The organism is Roseateles chitinivorans (assembly GCF_050632145.1).
GTDB lineage: Bacteria > Pseudomonadota > Gammaproteobacteria > Burkholderiales > Burkholderiaceae_C > Roseateles > Roseateles chitinivorans_B.
In genome coordinates this window covers 2,867,480-2,885,323 of record NZ_CP192577.1, presented here as the reverse complement: position 1 = coordinate 2,885,323, position 17,844 = coordinate 2,867,480, and the positions used below count along the sequence as shown (strand labels likewise).

12 protein-coding genes are annotated in these 17,844 nt (G+C 70.3%); 5 read left to right on the top strand and 7 right to left on the bottom strand.

Annotated features, from left to right (window positions below; translation table 11 throughout):
- Positions 1–36: 36 nt before the first annotated feature.
- The 3 genes from ACQ86G_RS13330 to ACQ86G_RS13320 all read left to right on the top strand — a co-directional run bounded on the left by ACQ86G_RS13330 (position 37) and on the right by ACQ86G_RS13320 (position 5,327).
- Positions 37–435, top strand: a complete 399-nt coding sequence (locus tag ACQ86G_RS13330; RefSeq protein WP_431260996.1) for a DUF2946 family protein — start codon at positions 37–39, stop codon at positions 433–435.
- A 55-nt stretch (positions 436–490) separates the two neighbouring features.
- Positions 491–2,875, top strand: a complete 2,385-nt coding sequence (locus ACQ86G_RS13325; RefSeq protein WP_431260995.1) for a TonB-dependent receptor — start codon at positions 491–493, stop codon at positions 2,873–2,875.
- A gap of 244 nt (positions 2,876–3,119) precedes the next feature.
- Complete coding sequence (locus ACQ86G_RS13320) at positions 3,120–5,327, top strand: prolyl oligopeptidase family serine peptidase (protein WP_431260994.1); 2,208 nt, start codon at positions 3,120–3,122, stop codon at positions 5,325–5,327.
- A gap of 552 nt (positions 5,328–5,879) precedes the next feature.
- Here ACQ86G_RS13320 and ACQ86G_RS13315 read toward each other — a convergent pair.
- Positions 5,880–8,312, bottom strand: coding sequence for a membrane-bound PQQ-dependent dehydrogenase, glucose/quinate/shikimate family (locus ACQ86G_RS13315; protein WP_431260993.1), 2,433 nt, complete (start codon positions 8,310–8,312; stop codon positions 5,880–5,882).
- A 246-nt stretch (positions 8,313–8,558) separates the two neighbouring features.
- Positions 8,559–9,383, bottom strand: a complete 825-nt coding sequence (locus ACQ86G_RS13310; protein ID WP_431260992.1) for a class I SAM-dependent methyltransferase — start codon at positions 9,381–9,383, stop codon at positions 8,559–8,561.
- 161 nt (positions 9,384–9,544) lie between these two features.
- Between ACQ86G_RS13310 and ACQ86G_RS13305 the strand changes: the two genes are divergently transcribed.
- The gene (locus ACQ86G_RS13305) at positions 9,545–9,850 is read left to right on the top strand and encodes a hypothetical protein (protein WP_431260991.1); all 306 of its coding nucleotides are present in this window, start codon (positions 9,545–9,547) and stop codon (positions 9,848–9,850) included.
- A 37-nt stretch (positions 9,851–9,887) separates the two neighbouring features.
- Here the strand turns inward: ACQ86G_RS13305 and ACQ86G_RS13300 are convergent, their stop codons facing one another.
- Positions 9,888–10,625 (bottom strand): response regulator, encoded by a 738-nt coding sequence (locus ACQ86G_RS13300; RefSeq protein WP_431260990.1) that lies wholly within the window; start codon positions 10,623–10,625, stop codon positions 9,888–9,890.
- A 920-nt stretch (positions 10,626–11,545) separates the two neighbouring features.
- A complete protein-coding gene (locus ACQ86G_RS13295; protein ID WP_431260989.1) occupies positions 11,546–11,713 on the bottom strand; it encodes a hypothetical protein in 168 nt (55 codons plus the stop codon).
- A gap of 29 nt (positions 11,714–11,742) precedes the next feature.
- Between ACQ86G_RS13295 and ACQ86G_RS13290 the strand changes: the two genes are divergently transcribed.
- Positions 11,743–12,195 (top strand): hypothetical protein, encoded by a 453-nt coding sequence (locus tag ACQ86G_RS13290; protein ID WP_431260988.1) that lies wholly within the window; start codon positions 11,743–11,745, stop codon positions 12,193–12,195.
- Positions 12,196–12,202: 7 nt separating this feature from the next.
- Here the strand turns inward: ACQ86G_RS13290 and argJ are convergent, their stop codons facing one another.
- From argJ to secA, 3 genes are all read right to left on the bottom strand, one after another.
- A complete protein-coding gene (argJ, locus tag ACQ86G_RS13285) occupies positions 12,203–13,432 on the bottom strand; it encodes a bifunctional glutamate N-acetyltransferase/amino-acid acetyltransferase ArgJ (protein ID WP_431260987.1) in 1,230 nt (409 codons plus the stop codon).
- A gap of 187 nt (positions 13,433–13,619) precedes the next feature.
- The gene (locus tag ACQ86G_RS13280) at positions 13,620–14,717 is read right to left on the bottom strand and encodes an FxDxF family double-cut PEP-CTERM protein (RefSeq protein WP_431260986.1); all 1,098 of its coding nucleotides are present in this window, start codon (positions 14,715–14,717) and stop codon (positions 13,620–13,622) included.
- 321 nt (positions 14,718–15,038) lie between these two features.
- Positions 15,039–17,798, bottom strand: coding sequence for a preprotein translocase subunit SecA (gene secA, locus ACQ86G_RS13275; protein WP_431260985.1), 2,760 nt, complete (start codon positions 17,796–17,798; stop codon positions 15,039–15,041).
- Between the last annotated feature and the right edge of the window lie 46 nt (positions 17,799–17,844).

The window sequence follows — 17,844 nt, the reverse complement described above, 5'->3', positions numbered from 1 at the left end:
TCCTGCCGGCGCGGCGCGCCTAGAATCCGCCGCGTCATGCGCCTGCATTCCCCCACCGCCTTCGCCCGCTGGATGACCGTCCTGGTCTTCTGGCTGGCGGCGCTGCTGCCCGCGGCGGCCATGGCGGCGCAGGCCTTGAACGGGGATCTGGCGCCGTGGACGCAGATCTGCCGATCCAGTGTGGTGGGCCCACGCGCTGCCGAGTTGCGGGCGGGGCTGGCGGACAGCGGTGCCGACGATCAGGATCACGCGCTGTTCCAGCACTGTGCGTTCTGCCACCTGCACCAGGACGCCCTGCCCTTGCCGCCGGTGCCCGCGGTCCTGCCGCTGCGTACCGAGTTGCGCCACGGCCTGCCGGAGCGCTTCTACAGCGCGACGGTCACCGCGCATGCCTGGCGCAGCGCGCCAGCGAGAGCGCCCCCTCTGACGGCCTGAAGTCTGTCGCACCGGCACTGGCCGGTGCTCCTTCATTCCGTTGGAGTTCCTTTCCATGCACAGCATTTCCCGTGCGCGTCGGCTTCGAGCCGGCGCGCTGACGGCGCTGGCGTCCGCTTCCGCCGCTGCGTTCACGACCGTGTACGCCGCGGAAGACGCCGCCGTCGAATCCGTCGCTTCCGCCATCATTTCCGCCCCCGTCCGCGCGCAGTCCCTCGGCATCGTCCGTGTCGACGGCGCCGCGCCGACCTCGCTTCCGAGCCGCATCCCCACGACGATGGAGGGCGTGTCCGGTGAGGCCATCGCCCGCGACATCAATGCCACCGATGCCGAGGACGCGCTCAAGTACCTGCCCAGCCTGCTGGTGCGCAAGCGCTACATCGGCGACTACAACCACGCCGTGCTGTCGACGCGCGCCTCCGGCACCGGCAACAGCGCGCGTTCGCTGGTCTATGCGGACGGCATCCTGCTGTCCAACCTGCTCGGCAACGGCGCGACCTTCGCGCCGCGCTGGGGCCTCGTCTCGCCCGAGGAGATCGCCCGCGTCGACGTGATGTACGGGCCGTTCTCGGCGGCTTACTCAGGCAACGCGGTCGGTGCGGTCGTCGACTACCAGACGCGGATGCCGACCCGGTTCGAGGCCCATGCGCGGGTGGGCTACAGCCATCAGCCCAACGACCTGTACGGGCACCAGCACGACTACGACGCCAAGCAGGCGAGCGCCTCGATCGGCAGTGCGGAGGGCGCGTTCTCGTGGTGGCTGCACGCCGGCCGCACCGACAGCGAGGGGCAGCCTCAGACCTTTGCGAACCGACCCTTGAGTTCATCGGCACCGGCGGCCAACGCCGTGCCGGTGACGGGCGCGGTGAGCGGACTCAATCGCGCCAACCAGCCGTGGCTGCTGCTCAGCAGCGGCACGCAGTACGACACGGTGCAGGACCAGGCCAAGCTGAAGCTTGCCTATGACATCGATCCCGGGCTGCGGGCGATGGCGGTGGTCGGGCTCTGGCGCAACCGCTCGGACGGACAGTCGGAGAGCTTCCTGACCGATGCGAACGGACGCACGATCGATCACCGTGCCAGCGGCGGCATCACGCAGCCGGTCAGCATCGATGGCAAGGGCTACACGCTGAGCGCGGCCGACTTCCCGCAGACGCGCGATGAGCTGGAGCACCGCATGTACGCGCTGTCGCTGAAGCGCCGCGTGCGCGACGGGCTTGGATGGGAAGTTTCCGGCAGCCTGTACGACTACCTCGCCGACCGCTCGCGCGCCTACGCGCCGACCAGCACGCCGAGTTCAACGCTGCCTCAGGGCGGCCGGCTCACCGATCAGGCGGGCACCGGCTGGAACACACTGTCGGCCAAGCTCAGCTGGACGCCGGACGGCAGCGATCACACGATCGACGCGGGCGTGTCGCAGGAGCGCTTCCGCCTGCGCAGCCGCGTGTTCGGGCTGGATGACTGGCGCGCGGCGGCCGGCGGCGCGCAGAGCGCGCGCTTCGAGGGCGACACGCGCGTGCGTGCCGTGTTCGCCCAGGACGCCTGGGCGTTCGCGCCGGACTGGACGGCGGTGTTCGGCCTGCGCGGCGAGCGCTGGCAGGCCTTCGACGGCCTCACGCAAGCGCTGGCCACCCAGACCCCGCATGCCCACCCTGATCGATCGCAGACGGCCTGGTCCCCGAAGGCCGCGCTGTCCTACGGACTCAGCGAGCAGTGGGTGATCAAGGCCAGCACGGGTCGCGCGGTTCGCTTCCCGACGGTCAGCGAGTTGTTCCAGGGCGGTTTCAGCCCGACCGGCAGCTTCATCAACAACGACCCGAATCTCAAGGCCGAGCGCAGCTGGACCAGCGAGCTCAGCGCCGAATGGACCGGTCAGGATCGCGATGCGCTGCGGGTGACGCTGTTCCATGAGGACAGCCGGGATGCGCTGTATTCCCAGATCAATCCGGGCATCAACACGACGACCGCGACGGTGCAGAACATCGATCACGTGCGCACGCGGGGCGTCGAGCTCAGCGGCACGGCAGGCCTGCCGCGACGCGTGACCCTGACCGGCAGCGTCACCTTCGCCGATTCGATCATCCTGGCCAACACCGGCTACGCGACGGTGCCGGGCGACACCATCGGCAAGTGGCAGCCGCGCGTGCCGCGCTGGCGCGCCACGTTGCTCGCGCAATGGCAGGCCCGCGACGACCTGAGCCTCAGCCTGGGCGCGCGCTACAGCGGCAAGCAGTTCAGCACGCTCGACAACAGCGACGTCAACGGCTTCGCCTACATGGCGGCGAGCAAGTACTTCACCGTCGACGTGCGGGCGCAGTGGCGCCTGGACAAGCAGTGGACCCTCGCCGCCGGCGTCGACAACCTCAACAACTACCAGTACTGGAACTTCCACCCGTATCCGGGGAGGACGTTCCAGGTGGAGGCGAGGTGGGACTACTGATCCTTTGAGGACGACGGCCATCGCCGCGCCGTGTGGATGACGCGGACCACCGAAAGAAAATCGTCCTCCGGAGATCCGGCGATCTCTCCGAGCCCTTCCTCGACCCTGCGGAAATGGAGAGCCCACCCCGTACTTCCCCGCCCTGACCAAAGGCACCCCACGGGCAGCGGGGCACAATCCCCGCGCACCGCCCCGCACGGCCACGAGCCGCGCGGGCGGCTTCCCGACTCCAGGAGCACATCGCATGCAATCCCGCCTCTCGTTGACCGCCGCGCTGGTGGTCGGGCTCGGCGCCGGCACGGCCGCCACCGCACAGACCGCCTCGGCCCCCGCGGCCCCGTCCGCCGCCTCGGCGACCTCTGCCGCTTCGCAAGGCCTGTCCTACCCGGCCACCCGCAAGGTCGACCAGACCGACAACTACCACGGCACCACCGTCGCCGACCCGTACCGCTGGCTCGAGGACGACAACAGCGCCGACACCAAGGCCTGGGTCCAGGCCGAGAACGCGATCACCGACAAGTTCCTCGCCGCGATGCCGCAGCGCCTGCCTGCGCGCAAGCTCTACACCGACCTCTACAACTTCGAGAAGTTCGGCGTGCCTTCGAAGGAAGGCGGCCGCTACTTCTGGACCCGCAACAACGGCCTGCAGCAGCAGGCGGTGCTCTACACCGCGCGCAGCCTGAAGGACACGCCGCAGGTCGCGCTCGATCCCAACACGCTGTCCAAGGACGGCACCGTCGCGCTGACCGGCAGCGTCGTCTCGAAGGACGGCCGCCTGATGGCCTACGGCACCGCCGGCGCCGGCTCCGACTGGCAGACCTGGAAGGTCCGCGACCTCGACACCGGCAAGGACCTGGACGACACCATCGAATGGGTGAAGTTCTCCGGCGCCTCCTGGACGCCCGACGGCAAGGGCTTCTTCTATTCGCGCTACGACGCGCCGAAGGAAGGCGCGGCCCTCACCGGCGCCAACTACTTCCAGAAGGTCTACTACCACCGCCTGGGCACGCCGCAGTCCGCCGACACGCTGGTCGTCGAGAACCCCGCCGAGAAGGAATGGGGCTTCAACGTCGACGTCACCGACGACGGCCGCCTCGCGCTGATCAACGTCTGGAAGGGCTCCGCCCGCAAGAACGGCCTGCTCGTCCTGCCGCTGGACGGCAAGGGCGGCTACGCCGGCGCCAAGCCGGTGCCGCTGACCGTCAGCTTCGACGCCGAGTACGCGCCCGTCGTGCTCGACGGCCAGCGCCTGATCGTCAAGACCGACAAGGACGCGCCGCGCGGCCGCCTGATCGCGATCGACCTCGACAAGGACTGGCAGGCCAAGGATCCCAAGACCTGGACCACGCTGGTGCCCGAGACCAAGGATGCCCTGACCGCCGCCAGCGGCGTCGGCGGCCAGCTGGTGCTGAGCTACCTGCAGGACGCCGCCACGCTGGTGCGCGTGCATGCCCCCAGCGGCAAGCATGTGCGCGACATCGCGTTGCCCGGCGTCGGCACCGCCGCCGGCTTCGGCGGCAAGTGGAACGACCCCGAGACCTTCTTCAGCTACACCAGCCTGACCACGCCGGGCGAGATCTGGCGCCTGGACGCCAAGACCGGCAAGGCCGAGCTGTTCAAGCGCACGGAGACGGCCTTCGAGGCGAACCAGTTCGAAAGCAAGCGCGTCTTCGTCACCAGCAAGGACGGCACCAAGCTGCCGATCTTCATCGCCCACCGCAAGGGCCTGAAGCTGGACGGCACCAACCCGACGCTGCTCTACGGCTACGGCGGCTTCAACGTGCCGATGACGCCGGGCTACGGCGTCACCGCCGCGACCTGGATGAAGATGGGCGGCGTGTACGTGCTGGCCGTGCTGCGCGGCGGCGGCGAGTACGGCGCCGCCTGGCACGAGGCCGGCACCAAGGGCAAGAAGCAGAACGTCTTCGACGACTTCATCGCCGCCGGCGAGTACCTCGTGGCCAACAAGTACACGCAGCCCGCGAAGCTCGCCATCAACGGCGGCTCCAACGGCGGCCTGCTGGTCGGCGCGGTCGTGAACCAGCGCCCGGACCTGTTCGGCGCCGCGGTGCCGCAGGTCGGCGTGATGGACATGCTGCGCTTCCACAAGTTCACCATCGGCTGGGCGTGGACCTCGGACTACGGCAGCTCGGAGAACGCCGCCGACTTCCAGTGGCTCAAGGCCTACTCGCCGCTGCACACGATCAAGAGCGGCGCGCGTTACCCGGCCATCCTGGTGACCACCGGCGACCATGACGACCGCGTCGTCCCGGCCCACAGCTTCAAGTACACCGCGACGCTGCAGGCCGCCGACACCGGCCCCGCGCCCAAGCTGATCCGCATCGAGACGCAGGCCGGCCATGGCGCCGGCAAGCCGACCTCCAAGATCATCGAGGAGCGTGCGGACATCCTGGCCTTCATCGCGAACACCTTCGGGATGGACGTCAAGTGAACTGAGGGCCTCGTCGCCCGCCCCGGCGCGCCCTGGCGCGCCGCCCCGAAGCCCGGCCGTCGACGACGCGCCGGGCTTTCCACTTTCCGGCCGGAGTTCCCCTGCCGGGCATTCACCGTGCAGGCGGAAATGGGCGTGAAATCCGGCCAGATGTTTGGCCGGATTTGCGCCCTGTTCTTGTCGTCTCGGAATCTTTGGCGACCGCGATGATGCGAAGCATGACGACACGCCGCACGCCCGCCAGCCCGCAGTCCACGCTCCCGCGTCCCTGCCCGCACACCTGCCCGCATTCGTGCCCGGCCAGGCCAGCCCCGGCGCCGGTCCCGCTTCCGCGGACCTGACTCACCACGATCCTCGCGCCCAGGTCGCGGCCCCTCGCGGGTCGCCCGATGGCCGGCGCGCATGCGCTTCCCCATTCGCCACGCCGCAGCGCCACGCCCCCAGCAGTCGGGGTGTCCAGGCGGCGTCACAGCGCCCTTGCCCGGCCCTTCCACGAGGGGCCGGGCTTTTTCGTTGCGCCCTGCGCCGGTTCAGCGCCGGTCCAGCGCCTGGTCAGCGCTTGTCCAGCACGTACGCCCGCACGTGGTCGCCGGGCCGCGTGCCGGTCGAGCCGTGGCCGCCGGCGATGACGAGCAGGTACTGCCGTCCGTCCGCGCCGAGGTAGGTCATCGGCGTCGCCTGGCCGCCCGCGGGCAGGCGGCTTTCCCACAGCACGCGGCCGTCGTTGACGTCGTAGGCGCGCACGTAGTCGTCCATGCTGCCGGACAGGAAGGCCAGGCCGCCGGCCGTCATCAGCGGCCCGCCCAGGCTGGGGACGCCCAGCCTGAACGGCACGGGGAGTGGGGACAGGTCGCGCACCGTGCCGTTGCGATGCCGCCAGACGACCTTGCCCTCGTTCAGGTCGACACCGGCCACCGTGCCCCACGGCGGCGCCTGGCAGGGAATGCCCAGCGGCGAAGTGAAGGGCTTCATCTTCGCGGCGAAGGGCGCGCCGAAGTTCTCGTTGAGCGCCGGCAGCGCGCCCTTGGGCGGCCCGCCGTCCTGCACCAGCAGCGAGGTGTCGTCGCGGCGCGGCACCAGCGTCGAGGTGAAGCCCAGCACCGCGGGCGTCGTGAACGCGATGCCGCGCACCGGATCGACGGCGATGCTGCCCCAGTTGAAGACACCGAAGTTGCCCGGGTTGATCAGCGAGCCCTGCTCCGACGGCGGCGTGAAGCGGCCCTCGTAGCGCAGCTTGTGGAAGGCGATGCGGCACCAGAGCTGGTCGAACATCGACACGCCCCACATGTCGCGCTCGCGCAGTTCCGGCGGGTTGAAGGAGATCGCCGACACCGGTTGCGTCGGCGCGCTGAAGTCGCCCGCCGCGGCGCCCTGCGGGGCCGGCGTCTCGGTCACGGGGAACACCGGCTTGCCGTCGCGGCGGTCCAGCACGAAGAGCTCGCCCTGCTTGGTCGGCTGCACCAGCGCCGGCACGCGCTGCCCCTTCACCGTCAGGTCCACCAGGACCGGTTGCGACGGCACGTCGTAGTCCCACAGGTCGTGGTGCACCGTCTGGAAGACCCAGCGCGTCCGACCGGTCGCGAGGTCGAGCGCCACCACCGACGACGAATGCTTTTCCACCGCCGCGGAGCGCTTGCCGCCCCACTGGTCCGGCGGCTGGTTGCCCATCGGGAGGTAGACCAGGCCGAGTGCCTCGTCGACGCTGGCCACCGACCAGCTGTTGGGCGAGTTGGCGGCGTAGGTCTGCCCGGCCGTGATCGGCGCGGTGGCCTCCGGATTCGCGGAGTCCCAGTTCCAGACCAGCGCGCCGGTCTCGACGTCATAGGCCCGGATCACGCCGGACTGTTCCTTGGTGGAGGCGTTGTCGAGCACCGTGCCGCCGACGATCACCAGCTTGCGCGTCACCACGACGGGCGAGGTCGAGTAGTAGGCGCCGGGCTGCGCATTCGGCATGCCGGCCATCAGGTTCACCGCACCCTGCTGCCCGAACGAGGGGCAGGTCTTGCCCGTCGCCGGATCCAGGGCGATCAGCCGTGCGTCGGCCGTGGGCATGAAGAGTTTCGCGGCACAGGCCGCCGGCTGGGCCCCCGCGGCCGCCATCGCATCGGGCGGCGGCTGGTACGACAGACCGCGGCAGGTCAGATGCTGCAACGCGAGCTGTCCGCGCACCTGCGGATCGAAGCGCCAGAGTTCGCGGCCCGTCGTCGCGTCCAGCGCGAGCACCGTCTGGTGCGGCGTGCAGAGGAACAGCCGTTCCCCGACCTTCAGCGGCGTGACTTCGAAAGTGGTCTCCACGGGATCACCGGGCCGGCCGCGGACGTCGCCGGTGCGGAAGTCCCAGGCCAGCTTCAGGTCGCCCACATTGGCCGGCGTGATCTGCGCCAGCGGCGACCAGCGCTGGCCGAAGCCGGTGCGACCGTAGGCGTGCCACTCGCCGTCGGGCACCGAGGCCGCGCCCGAGGCGGGTGTGCCCGGCGGGCGCGCGGCGCCGCTGGCCGGCATCGTCCCTTCGACAGCGTGGATGTCACGCGTCCACGACGTCACCGCGAGGACCACGAAGATCCCGAGCACCGCCGCCAGTGCGAGCGCCGGCGGGCTGCGCCATGCGACACGACGCAGGTCGTCGGCGGGCAGATGGCGACGCATCGTCGGCACCAGCGCCAGCAGCACCGCGCCGATGACGAAGGGCACGCCGATCCGCGCGCCCAAGGGCCACCAGTCCAGGCCCACTTCCCACAGGCTCCACACGAGCGTGGCGAGGAAGTAGAGCGCGTAGCCGAGCACCGCCTCGCGCAACCGCCCCCACATCAGCGCGCCGATGACGGCCCAGGCCAGGCCCGAGAGCGCGTAGTACCAGCTGCCGCCGAGCGAGGCCAGCAGGCCGCCCGCGGCGAGCATGACGAAACCCAGGATCAGCAGCCCGGCGCCGAGGACGCGGGCCAGCCAGGGGACAGGGGCGGGAGAGGGGGCGAGGACGGTCGACATGCCGCGTGTTCGGCAATCGACATGCCGGTTGCCCCCGCCGCCTGTGGACAAGTCGTGGGGAAAGCTGAGGGCGGCGCGCTCAAGCTGTTGATCCGTCAGGCACTTCGTTGCGCTGCCGCAGTTTTGAGCAGCGGCGCTGCCTTCACCCGGGCCTCACGACCGGTTCACGCCGGCTCACGCCGGTCCGCGCCGACTCATGCCGGTTCGAACCGCCTCACTGCCGCCTCATTGCCGCCTCCAGCGGGCTCAAGCCGCTTCGGGTTCCAGCTTGCCTTCCACGCGCAGCAAGGTCTCCAGCGCCTGGCTGCGCAGACCGTAGAAACGCTTGATCTCGTCGAGCTGCGCCAGCAGCTCCGTGCGTCGCGCCGGGGTCGGGTCTTGCGGACGCTTCACGGCCAGCACCATCTTGTTCTTGCTGGTGTGCTCCAGCGCGATGAATTCGATCACCTGCGTGTCGTAGCCCATCAGCTCCAGCAGCAGCGCGCGCAACGAGTCGGTCACCATCTCGGCCTCCTGGCCGAGGTGGATGCCGTGCTGCAGCAGCGGCCGCAGCGCGGCCGGCGTCGTCATCTGCGGACGGATCTCCTTGTGGCAGCACGGGGCGCACATGATCACGCGCGCGCCGCTGCGCAGGCCGAAGTGCATGGCGTAGTCGGTCGCGATGTCGCAGGCATGCAGCGCGACCATCACGTCCAGCGGCTGGTCGCCACGCTCGCGCACGTCGCCGTGCTCGAAGCGCAATCCCGCCAGGCCGTGTCGCGCCGCGGCGGCGTTGCCCAGCGCCACCATGTCCTGCTTGAGCTCGACGCCCTGCACCGCCGGGGTCAGGCCTTGCGCATGCAGCCAGTCGTGCATCGCGAAGGTCAGGTAGCCCTTGCCGGAGCCGAAGTCGGCCAGCCGCACCGTCGTGCCCGGCGCGTCCAGGGCCGCCTTGCGGACCGCCGCGCCGAAGATCTCGATGAACTTGTTGATCTGCTTCCACTTGCGGGCCATCGCCGGCACGAGCGCGGGCTGGCCCTTGATCTCGTGCGTGACGCCGAGGTCGCGCCAGAACGGACGGTCGGACGACAACTCCCGGGGCTTGGCGCGGTCGTGTCCGCCGGGCGTCGCGACGCCCTCCGCGCCGCCGACGTCCTCGCCGGTCGCGGAGGCGCCCCCTTCTTCCCGACCTGCAGCAGCGGCTTGCCCTTGCGGCTGAAGCGCAGCTGGACCTCCTCGGCGAGCGTGTCCAGGTGCGCCTGCTGGAAGTCCCGCCCCAGCAGCGCGTCGATCAGCGCGAGGCCTTCGTCCAGCGGGTGGTTCTTCGTGACGTCCTTGGTCTTGTGCCGCCACAGGAAGCTCAGCGCGCGCTCGCCGCGCAGCTCGATGTCGCGCACGGTGAGGCGTTCGATCGAGGCATCCTCGCCCTCGTGACGGTTCAGCAGCAGGCGCTGGAAGCGGCGTTCCGCCAGGGCCGTGCGCAGCAGGCGCAGGAAGCGCTGGCGCTCGTCGGGGGCGGGGGCGTCGGGGGACGGCGTGAACAAGGGACTTCCGGATGACATGGGGACGGATTGTCCCGCCAATCCGGGGCCGCGCTCATTCCGGCCGGTCGAGCACCAGCAACCAGTGGCCTTCGCCGACGACCTCGTCGTCCCCGGCGGTCAGCGTGAAGCTCAGCCGGTGTCGCCCCTCGCCCGCGCGCGGCGCGACCGTCAGCGAGGACGGCGGCGCCCCCGCGCGCCGACGCAGGGCCTCGCGGTGCAACCAGGCCAGCACCTCCGGCGGCAGGCGCGCGTGATCCGCCCACGGTGGCGGGAAGTGCGCCGCCATCAGGGCGCGCGCCTGCGGCGTCTGCCAGGTGCACTGCCCATCGCGTTCGCGCACTGCCATGCGGGCCGTGGGCCGACGCGGTTCGACCGGCTCGGCCGCCGGCACCGGCGACATCAGGCCCTCGATGCGCAACAGCAGCTCGCTCATGCGGACCGGCTTGAGCAGGCATTCCGAGGCGCCGGCCTCGTGCAGCGCCGCCACCGGCTGAGGCCCGCGCGGACGGCTCAGCGTCAGCACCGGCACGCCGCTGCCGGCCAGGCGCCGCAGCAGGGTCAGCGGACCGTCGCCGGGCAGCTCGGGCAGTTCCATGTCCATGATCACGAGGACGGGCCCGGCGCCCAGTCCGTCGATCGCCGCCCGTGCATCGGCGGCGCGGAGCAGTTCGTACCCGCTCTCCTCGAGCACGGCCGCCAGCGGCTGCACCGCGAGCGCCTGCACGACCAGCAGGCGCGGTCGCGGCAAGGAACGCGGGCGGATCGGATCGGGCGGCGGCATCGAGGGCATGCGCTCCACCATACAAGTCCCGTGCCCGCCTCTCAAGACACCAGGGGCGGAGGAAAGCCTCGAACTCCGGGGCGATCATCCCCGTCCCGCGGCGATCGGCACCGCGTGCGCTGACGCACAATGGCCGGCGCCATGGACGATACCCCCGCCTCGCCCGACATCGATCCGACCGCCCCGCCGTCCGGCGAGGCCGCCGCGCCGGTCGCCGCTCCCGCGCCCGCCGCCCCTGCGGCGCCGTGGGAAGGACCGTCGCCCGACGTCGTCGCCTGGCTGCTGGTGAACTGGCACAACAAGCATCCGCTGGCGCGACGGTTGGGGATCGCCGATGTCCACACGGTGGGCGCGGTGGCCCTGCCCTTCATGGCGCAGGCGCTGCCCAAGGAGCCCAGCCTCGAAGGCGGCGCGCCCGCCGAAGCCGCGCCGCCTGCGCCCAAGCGCCGCCTGCCGTGGCAGCGCAAGGCTGCGGGGTCGGGACCTCGACCCGCCTGGCTGGACGAATTCATCCCCGGCCTGAAGACGTCGGCAGTCGCCACGATGGCGCTGGACAACGGCTTCACCACCGCGCCGGACGACCTGCCGCTGCGGCGCGTGGACATCGACGAACGGGCGCTCGCCGCCGACGCGAACCAGCCTGGTGCATGGCCGATGGAATTGGTGCTGCTGAGCGCCGCTTTCGATGCGGGCCCGGCACGACGGCGCGTGCTCGTGGGGCGTCGCGACCAGGTGCTGGGACAACGGGCGTTGGATCCGGCGCGATTGGGCGTGGCCGGCAGCGTCGCGGCGCTGGTGCTGATCGCGGCGATCTGGGCGCTGTGGCCCACGTCCAAGCCCTCCAAGGAGGCGCTGGCCGCGCTTGCGGCCGCCGAGGCGGCATCGGCCGCGTCCGCCGCCCAGGCCGCCTCCGCGGCCGCCCTGGCCGATCAGGCGGCACGCTCGGCGCCGGCGGCCTCCGCAGCCGCGTCGGCAGCCTCGGCCGTCGCGGCGATGGACCCGGCTTCTGCTGCAAGCGCCGCGGCGTCCGCGCCGGCGGAAAGTCCGGCCGCATCGACGCCCGCTGCATCGACGCCCACAGGTGCGATCCCGAACATCCGCCCCTCGTTGCACGGCGGCGCGGAACGTGTCCCGGGGGAAGGAAGCTGCGCCAGCCGCACCGGCCACCACGGCATCGGCTGGCGGCGCCGGTCCGGCAGACAAGCCCGACGCGGCCAGGACGGCCGCCGCAGCCGCCGCGGCGAAGGCGGGCGCCTCCGACGCCGAGCGCCGCGTGGGCGTCGACGATGCCGGCCTGGGCAGCCTCATGAAGCGCGACGGGGCCTCCGGCGGCAAGCTGGTCGCGCTGGTCAGCCAGCCCCACAAGAACAAGGCCGACGCCGAGGCGCAACTGGCGCGCATGCGCGAGATGATCGTCGCCACACTCGGTGGCAACACGGTGCCGAACGGCGAGGTCTTCCAGACGAAGGACGGCTGGCGCGCCGCCGTGTGGCCGTTCGGCAGCCGCGAGGAAGCGCAGCTGATCAATGCGACGCTGCTGGCCCGCGGCATCCGCGGGACGCGCGCCGTCGACTTCTGAAGCCCGATCAGGACCGGTAGTCGGCGTTGATCGTCACGTACTCGTGGCTGAAGTCGCAGGTCCAGACCGTCGTCGTGGCCGGGCCGCGGTTCAGGCCCACGCGCACGGTGATCTCGCTCTGCTTCATGACGCGCTGGCCGTCCTCTTCCTTGTACTCGGGACGGCGGCCGCCCTTCGTGACGACATGGACGTCGTCCAGATGCAGGTCGATCAGGCTCTGGTCGAGGTCGTCGATGCCGGCATAGCCGACCGCCGCCAGGATGCGTCCCAGGTTGGGATCGCTGGCGAAGAACGCGGTCTTGACCAGCGGCGAGTGCGCGATCGCGTAGGCGGCCTTGCGGCATTCCGCCTCGTCCTTGCCGCCCTCCACCACCACCGAGATGAACTTGGTCGCGCCTTCGCCGTCGCGCACGATCGCCTGCGCCAGCTGCTGCGACACGGCCACCACGGCATCGCGCAGCGCGCGGCCTTCGGCGCTGCTCAGCGACGTGATCCGGTCGTGGCCGGCCTGGTGCGTCGCGATCAGGACGAAGGAATCGTTGGTGGACGTGTCGCCGTCGATCGTGATGCGGTTGAAGGACAGGTCCGCCGCTTCCTTGACCAGCGGCTGCAGCAGCTCGGGCGCGAGGACCGCGTCGGTGGCGACGAAGCCCAGCATCGTCGCCATGTTCGGACGGATCATGCCGGCGCCCTTGGAGATGCCGGAGACGGTCACGGTCCTGCCGCCGATGGTGACCTGCCGCGAGCAGGCCTTGGGCAGGGTGTCCGTGGTCATGATGCCGGCGGCGGCCTCGGCCCAGTTGTCGGCCTTCAGCGCGGCGATCGCGGCCGGCAGACCGGCGACGATGCGGTCGACCGGCAGCGTCTCCATGATCACGCCGGTGGAGAACGGCAATACCTGCTTCGCGTCGAGCTTGAGCTCGGCGGCCAGCGCATCGCAGGTCTGGCGCGCGCGCGCCAGACCGTCGGCGCCGGTGCCGGCGTTCGCATTGCCGGTGTTGATGACGATCGCGCGGATCGCGCTGCCGGCGGCAAGGTGCTCGCGGCAGACCTGCACGGGGGCGGCACAGAAGCGGTTGGCGGTGAACACGCCGGCGACGCTGGCGCCTTCGTCGAGCGCGATCACGCTCAGGTCGCGGCGGTTGGCCTTTCGCACGCCGGCCATCGTGACACCCAGGCGCACGCCGGGCACGGGCAGCAGGGATTGCGGATCGGGGGCGGTCAGGTTGACGGGCATGGTGGTGGGCGTCGAAGAGGAGGAAGGCACCGGGCAGCCGACGCGCCCGGAACGAATGCGCGCGATTGTAGGAGCGCGACATGACCGTCGGCCCGTCGATGCCGCCGGCCCCGACCGACCGCCTTCTCCAATGGAAAACGCCCCGCAGGCGGGGCGTCGTCTCATGCCATGGCCGCAGGCGGCAGGATCAGCCCTGCTGCCGGCGGCGCCGGCTCAGCATCAGCGTCACCAGTCCGAGGCCGCCGAGGAACATCGCATAGCTCTGCGGCTCCGGCACGGCGCTGGCCGGCATCACGTTGAAGGTCGTGGAGTAGCTCGCGGCGATGCCGTTGGTGCCCGACGCAAGCGAACCGCCGGCGATGCCCTTGACGATCAGCGTGTAGTCACCGGCGAGCAGCGTCGAGCCCAGCCAGGCGCGCTGGTAGGTGGCGTTGCCCATCGGGACGGAGGGATCGATCGTCAGCGCCTGGCCGTTCAGCAACACCTCGGTGAAGCTGATCTGCTGCCCCGCGCCGGTGCCGATCGTGATCAGCGAGGCGTCCACCAGGCCAGTGCCGGCGTAGTGGAAGGTGAGCGTGTCCAGGAAGCTGCCGGCCTCGGTGTGGATCACGTAGGGCGCGCCGGTGAGGCCGCTCTGGTCGCCGGCGAGGACGGTGTCGTGCGTCTGGTTGAGGTCCGACGCAGCCATCGCGCCGGAGGCGGCCACGGCCAGCGCGGCGGCGGTCATGACGGTGCGCGCGGCGCGGCGGCGACGGACGACGACGCCCATGCCGAACAGGCCGAACGCCGCCAGCGCCAGACTGCCCGGTTCCGGCACCTGCGTGACGTTGATCGTGCCGGAGTAGCTGGCGCTGATCGCCGTGCCTGCGGCCAGGCCCTGGCCCGCGTAGCCGCGCACCGTCAGGACCAGCGGGCCGCTGAGCAGGTAGTCGTCCATGCGGCCGAATTCGAAGCCGTTCTGGAAGCTGCCCAGCGCGGTGCGGGTGAAGTTCAGCGTCCGTCCGTTGACCGTGGCGCTGACGAAGTCGATGTTGAAGCGGGCCTGCTGCGCACTGGTCGTCAGGCTGGCGTTGACCAGGCCCCAACGGTCCATGCCGGTGAAGGTGAAGGTGTCGACGAACTCGCCGGCCACCAGATGGTTGATGGTGAAGCCCGCCGTCTTGGTGTCCACGGTCGTGCCGGACTGCAGGGCGACGGACTGGGACGCGGTCACCGGCGCGGCCTGCGCGGAGGCGACGGCGGCGACAACCAGGGCGGCGGCGAAGAGGCGGGTCGTGAGCTTCATGGCGGTGCGGTCCGGAGACCTCGAAGACCCGCGGGGGCAGGTCGATGCAGCGGACTCTATCGACGGGGTGCCGTACGGTGTCCCCCGCGCCACGGGGGAGAAACGCGTGCTCGTGCCCCGGTCGTGAGAAAGCGCACATCGCGGAGCCGCCGCGTCGGGCGGGTGCCACGCGCGGCTCGTGAATCCGTCACGCCAGGCCTGGCAAGGCCTGGCAGCGGATGCCGCCAGCCCGGCCCGTCGGCGCCATGCCCGGTCGTCCGCGCCCCGGAAACGACAACGGCGCCCACGAGGGGCGCCGTCGATCTCAGGAGCAGCGACCGGTCAGGCCAACTTGCCGTGGCAGCTCTTGAACTTCTTGCCGCTGCCGCACGGGCAGGGATCGTTGCGGCCGACGTGGCCCCACTCGGCCGGAATGGCTTCCGTCCCGCCGGCGACCGGCGCCGCGTCCTGCGACACCGAGCCGTCCTCGTTCGGATGCGTGTAGGTCACGTTGCCGACGTTCTCGGCGCGCTGCTCGATCGCATCGGCGGCGGCGGTGGCCTCCTCCTGCGACTGGATGCGCACGTTCAGCAGCACGCGGGTCACTTCCAGCTTCACCGCGTCCAGCAGCTGCGAGAACAGCTCGAAGGCTTCGCGCTTGTATTCCTGCTTCGGGTTCTTCTGGGCGTAACCGCGCAGGTGGATGCCCTGGCGCAGGTAGTCCAGCGAGGCCAGATGCTCGCGCCAGTGCTGGTCGATGCTCTGCAGCAGCACCATGCGCATGAACGGCGTGAACTGCTCCAGGCCGACGCGGTCCAGCTTGTCCTGGAAGGACACGTCGCCCGCCTTCAGCACGGCGTCGAGCACGTCCTCGTCGGTCAGCGTGTCGCTCTTCTTGAGCATGTCGCCGAGCGGCACCTCGAGCTTCCACTCGTCGCGCAGCACGCGCTCCAGCGCGGCCAGGTCCCACTGCTCTTCCAGCGATTCCTCGGGCACGAAGCCGCGGACCACGTCCGTCAGCGTGCCCTTGCGCAGGTGGGTGATCTGTTCGAGCACTTCCTGCGCCTCGAGGATCTCGTTGCGCTGCTGGTAGATGACCTTGCGCTGGTCGTTCGACACGTCGTCGTACTCGAGCAGCTGCTTGCGGACGTCGAAGTTGCGGGCCTCGACCTTGCGCTGCGCGCTCTCGATCGAGCGCGTGACGATGCCGGCCTCGATCGCCTCGCCTTCGGGCATCTTGAGCCGGTCCATGATCGCGCGCACGCGGTCGCCGGCGAAGATGCGCATCAGCTGGTCGTCCAGCGACAGGTAGAAGCGGGACGAGCCCGGATCGCCCTGGCGGCCCGAGCGGCCGCGCAGCTGGTTGTCGATGCGGCGGCTCTCATGACGTTCGGTCGAGATCACGCGCAGGCCGCCCGCGGCCTTCACCTGCTCGTGCAGCTTCTGCCAGTCGGCCTTCAGCGCGGCGATCTTCGCGTGCTTGTCGGCGTCGGACAGCGACTCGTCGGCCTCGATGGCGACGACGTCCTTCTCGATGCTTCCGCCCAGCACGATGTCGGTGCCGCGGCCGGCCATGTTGGTCGCGATCGTGATCACGCCCGGGCGACCGGCCTGGGTGATGATGTCGGCCTCGCGGGCATGCTGCTTGGCGTTCAGCACCTGGTGCGGCAGACCCGCCTTCGTCAGCAGTTCCGCGACCTTCTCGGAATTCTCGATCGAGGTCGTGCCCACCAGCACCGGCTGGCCGCGCTCGTGGCAGTCGCGCACGTCCTGCGTGACGGCGTCGTACTTCTCCTTGGTCGTCTTGTAGACCAGGTCCAGCTCGTCCTTGCGCACCGTCGGCCGGTTCGGCGGGATCACCACGGTCTCGAGGCCGTAGATCTCCTGGAACTCGTAGGCTTCGGTGTCGGCGGTTCCGGTCATGCCCGACAGCTTGCCGTACATGCGGAAGTAGTTCTGGAAGGTGACCGAGGCCAGCGTCTGGTTCTCGGCCTGGATCTGCACGCCTTCCTTGGCTTCGACGGCCTGGTGCAGGCCGTCGCTCCAGCGGCGACCGGTCATCAGGCGGCCGGTGAACTCGTCGACGATGATGACTTCACCGTTCTGCACGACGTAGTTGGTATCGCGGTGATACACGTGGTGTGCGCGCAGCGACGCGTACAGGTGGTGCATCAGTGTGATGTTGGCCGCGTCGTACAGCGACGCGCCCTCGGCCAGCAGGCCGGCCTGGCCCAGCAGGCGCTCGGCGTTCTCGTGACCGTCCTCGGTCAGGTAGATCTGGTGCGACTTCTCGTCGACGGTGAAGTCGCCCGGTTCGATCACGCCTTCGCCGGTGCGGGGATCCAGCTCGCCGACCTGGCGCTTCAGCTTCGGCGAGACCGCGTTGATCGCCACATACATCTGCGTGTGGTCTTCGGCCTGGCCGGAGATGATCAGCGGCGTGCGCGCCTCGTCGATCAGGATCGAGTCCACCTCGTCCACGATCGCGTAGGCCAGGCTGCGCTGCACGCGGTCGCGCACCTCGTAGACCATGTTGTCGCGCAGGTGGTCGAAGCCGTATTCGTTGTTGGTGCCGTAGGTGACGTCGGCGCCATAGGCAGCCTGCTTCTCGTCGCGCGGCAGGCCCGAGTAGTTGATGCCCACGGTCAGGCCGAGGAAGCGGTACAGGCGACCCATCCATTCGGCGTCGCGGCGGGCCAGGTAGTCGTTGACCGTCACGACGTGCACGCCCTTGCCGGTCAGCGCGTTCAGGTAGACCGGCAACGTCGCCATCAGCGTCTTGCCTTCGCCGGTGCGCATTTCAGCGATCTTGCCGGCGTTCAGGACCATGCCGCCGATCAGCTGCACGTCGAAGTGGCGCATCTTCAGGACGCGCTTGCTGCCTTCGCGGCAGACGGCGAACGCCTCGGGCAGGATGTCGTCGACGGTCTCGCCCTTGGCGATGCGCTGCTTGAACTCCTCGGTCTTCGCGCGCAACTGGTCGTCGCTCAGGCCCTCGAACTGCGGTTCCAGCGCGTTGATGCGCTCGACGTCCTTGCGATAGGTCTTGAGCAGGCGCTCGTTGCGACTGCCGAAAATCTGGGTCAAAAGCTTGGGCAACATGCGGCTTTTTGAAGTTCTGTGGGGGGCCCGGTCGACCGGGCCTGGA